The 3,284-nt window shown below is 55.7% G+C and carries 3 protein-coding genes; 2 read left to right on the top strand and 1 reads right to left on the bottom strand.

The window, feature by feature from the left end; translation table 11 throughout:
- Positions 1 to 71: 71 nt before the first annotated feature.
- A complete protein-coding gene (locus ACEN88_RS27545; RefSeq protein ID WP_413344779.1) occupies positions 72 to 740 on the bottom strand; it encodes a hypothetical protein in 669 nt (222 codons plus the stop codon).
- A 279-nt stretch (positions 741 to 1,019) separates the two neighbouring features.
- On the opposite strand from ACEN88_RS27545, the gene ACEN88_RS27540 reads away from it, so the two are divergent.
- Positions 1,020 to 2,018, top strand: coding sequence for a hypothetical protein (locus ACEN88_RS27540; protein ID WP_413344777.1), 999 nt, complete (start codon positions 1,020 to 1,022; stop codon positions 2,016 to 2,018).
- Positions 2,019 to 2,172: 154 nt separating this feature from the next.
- Positions 2,173 to 3,000 carry a TnsA endonuclease N-terminal domain-containing protein gene (locus ACEN88_RS27535; protein ID WP_413344776.1) on the top strand — a complete coding sequence of 276 codons (828 nt, stop codon included), beginning with the start codon at positions 2,173 to 2,175 and terminating at the stop codon, positions 2,998 to 3,000.
- The last annotated feature ends 284 nt before the right edge of the window (positions 3,001 to 3,284 follow it).

Below are 3,284 nucleotides of genomic sequence, written 5' to 3'. Positions count from 1 at the left end.
CTGCCTTGTCATGTAAAACTCCTCGGATGGTGGATTGTCCACCTATCGAGGTGTCCGGGCAAATTAGACCACTACAGGGTTACTTCTTCGTAGCGCGTGTTCCATAACAGCGAACCGCTCATGCCATTTGGTAAAGACAATGTTCCGGTGGTTCCAAGCATGGGCAGCGCGTACTCGGGTTGCCACGCCAAGGACATGTGAAGTGCAGGATCTGGATGCGGCGGCTCTTCCTGAAAGACGGCTTCATCGAGTTCCACCAGCCGCAGAAACACTGAAGTCCCAACCACGACCTGCGTGCCAAACAGCTGCTTGGCGTCAGCTCCAGGAAACCCGTATGCATAAAACAGCTCACCTTGGACTGGCGCGTGGCCAATACCGAACATTGAGCTAGCAACACATTTGCCCTGATGTGAAATCTCGGTGAACGATCTTTTCACCGTCGCCACGGCAGCATCGACGGGATGAGGAACCTCGACAAATTTGCCTTCGATGCTGATGCCGTATTCCGTCCCGAAGCATGAGTATCCAAGAACTCCGTGTTTCTGCCATCGAGAGACGTGTTCACATGTGACAATACATGGCTCGCCATCGTTGTCGAACAACCAGCCAGTGCCATGATGGCGGCCTGGCGGATCTCGGGTATCGTTTCTTGGAATAAATTGGATCGCGCATGTGTATGGCTCGACGAATTCAGCCACAGCTTGAGCATCTGCATCGGACAAAGGCTGTTGTGATGACATGACGTGCGCTCTCCATTGACGCTAAAAGGTTATTGTTCAATAGCCATAAGCAGTGGTCAAGTTGAAGCTAGACGTATAGGCGCCAAAGCAATGTAAGTGTCGTCTCAGCACCGTATAGACACACCCTGGGTTCCGACGCAAAGTAGTCCTCACTATTTTTAAGCGGGGACTACTTTGGGTGAAGTCGAGCAAAAGAGGTGTCGTTGGAGCACGAACTATTCGCTGGAGATCAAGCTAGGACCTGGCGCAGCATGCGCTGCGCGCCACTGGGAGCCTCTTATGAACAACCGCCATCAATCCAATGAGCCGGCAGCCCCGCAGCCAGGCGATCAACTGTTAGGGGACCTGCCCAATTCAGAGGAGCGTTGGGAGTCGCAGCCGCCATTCGACCCTGACGATCATGAGCTGCAAAGCGCCGACCGTGAGCGGCAAATGGAGCTGATGCGAGACTGGTTCCTCGCGCGTTATTGCGACCCTGCCTATGAGACGCCCTATGAGTCGGCGGAAGGCGGCTACATTTGGATATGGGGAGGCCCTTACTATGCCGAGGAAGAGCTGCAAGGGCGGTTTTCGCACATCGTTGACGACGAAGTGATCGAGGAGCTAGCCGAGGACCTCAATCGCGATGGCGGGTATCAGTGGGCTCCTGTGCGCCGCGACGACGACCGAGATTATGAGGACCTCTTTGGCCTCGACCTTGACAAACCGGACGACCCGCTGTCGAGGCTCAAAGAGCGGCTGGCTGGCGCCACCAGCGTCCTGTCGCTCGAGGGCGCTGGGGCAGCTATGGAGCAGCTCTCGCGCATGGCGTTCGGCGCCGCGATATCCGCGTTGGAAGCTTACCTTTGGGAGACAGTGGCTTTTTGGGCCAAAGGCAACCGCGAGGTGTTGAAAGGCATCGTTCAGAACATGCCCGAGCTGCGCGATCAGCCGATCAAGTTGGGCGAGGTGTTCGATGCGCACGACGGCATTGAGGCTCGCGTCATGTTCTATCTGCAAAACCTCGTATGGCATCGATTCGACAAGGCCGCGATGCTTTTGCGGTTTGGCCTTGGCATTAAGCCGCCAAGTTTCAAGCTGTTCGAAGAGGCGCTGACGAAGCGCCACGACATCGTGCACCGAAGCGGACATGACAAGGATGGCAACCCAGTGGTCGTGACCGCGCAAGACGCAAGAGACCTGGCGGCTGCGGTGGAGGCGTTCGCGTCTAAAGTCTACGAGGCGATTGTCGAGAAGTTGTTTCCTAGCGAACCGGAAGAGGGCGCCGATCCGTTCTAGGTCAGCGAGCGCTGCGTGGATTTCGCTATCGATTCTGACCGAGTCGCTCACCCTTGCCTGAGTTTTCGGCTGAGCGACGAAGGTGAGCAACCAGCCAACTCGAGCAATTTAAGCGTAGACGGCACTTTATCGCCTGCGTCCCACTCTATACTGCATGGAATGGGATCCCCATCTTGGCATGTATCCGAGGTACTTACATAACAGGCTGAAGCGCGGATTTGGCTTGGGAGTCGGTACTGCGTACCATCCTTGGCTGCGAGTCAGAGATGTTCGGTCTATTGGTACCTCCGGCAATCCCAAGGGCATTACAATCCCCCGCGTCTACCATCTGCTGTCGGTGCCCGAGCGGATATTCTTTCATCTCCTTGACCGACAGCTCGATGTCGTTGACATACGCGAGCAGTTCCCCATCCTCCATCTACAAGAAACGCTGGCTATCTGCAGCGAGCTTGGCGTCAAGCACACCCGCCACGGCAGTTATCCAGAGCCGTTCACCCTCGACTTCGTCGTCACGCGCCGCACGCCCTCAGGACCGGTGTATCAAGCGAGGAGTATCAAGACACCCGAGGACGCGGTCGTCCCAGAAGTCAGACTCAGGTTAAAAGTTGAGCACCAATGGTGCCAACAGAACGGCATCGACTGGAAGCTGGTCGACACGACGGAATTCACTAGGGACTTGCTATCAACCCTAACCTTCATGCGTGGGTGGTCGCTGCAACGTTACGTCCCCAAGATGGACCAAGCGGACGAGTTTGCCAAAATGTTTGCCGATAGTTATGAGGCGAACCTACCTCTGAAAGAGCTAGTCAAAACATGTTCCAGGCGTCTCAAACGCGGCTATGACCACTGCCTGACAGAATTCCGCTATTGCGCCTGGTCTGATCGTATCGCCGTCGATTTGACTTCGAAACTGACTCTTCACCTACCCGTGGTGCTTCGCGATGGTAACATCGGCAATGTTCGTTCCGGGACGCAACGATGAGCCTCTTAAACCTGGCTTAGTTCTTGAAGTGACTCAGGAGCGCCCATCCGTCCTGCTCCGTATCACGCATGTGTTTAGCCGTGTGATCTATGTGATGCCTGTTTCCACCGCGAACATGGCACGGTATGCCGTTCGCCCATTGGAACAGCATCGATCCAATGTTACTCGGAACCTGGAGGCCGGCAACTGGCGCGTTGGTCGCCTTGGACTGTAGTGGTCAAGTAATTTCGGACACCACGATAGATTCTTTTGCTGCCATGTTCCGCTCGAAGACGGTGGGCGGC

It is taken from the genome of Massilia sp. CT11-108, assembly GCF_047302915.1.
Lineage (GTDB): Bacteria > Pseudomonadota > Gammaproteobacteria > Burkholderiales > Burkholderiaceae_D > Telluria > Telluria orientalis.
This window is presented reverse-complemented; position numbering and strand designations above follow the sequence as displayed.

Excerpts from the sequence above, each read along its gene's own strand:
- ACEN88_RS27545 (WP_413344779.1), bottom strand. The coding sequence starts at position 740 with ATGTCATCACAACAGCCTTTGTCCGATGCAGATGCTCAAGCTGTGGCT.
- ACEN88_RS27540 (WP_413344777.1), top strand. The coding sequence starts at position 1,020 with ATGAACAACCGCCATCAATCCAATGAGCCGGCAGCCCCGCAGCCAGGC.
- ACEN88_RS27535 (WP_413344776.1), top strand. The coding sequence starts at position 2,173 with ATGGAATGGGATCCCCATCTTGGCATGTATCCGAGGTACTTACATAAC.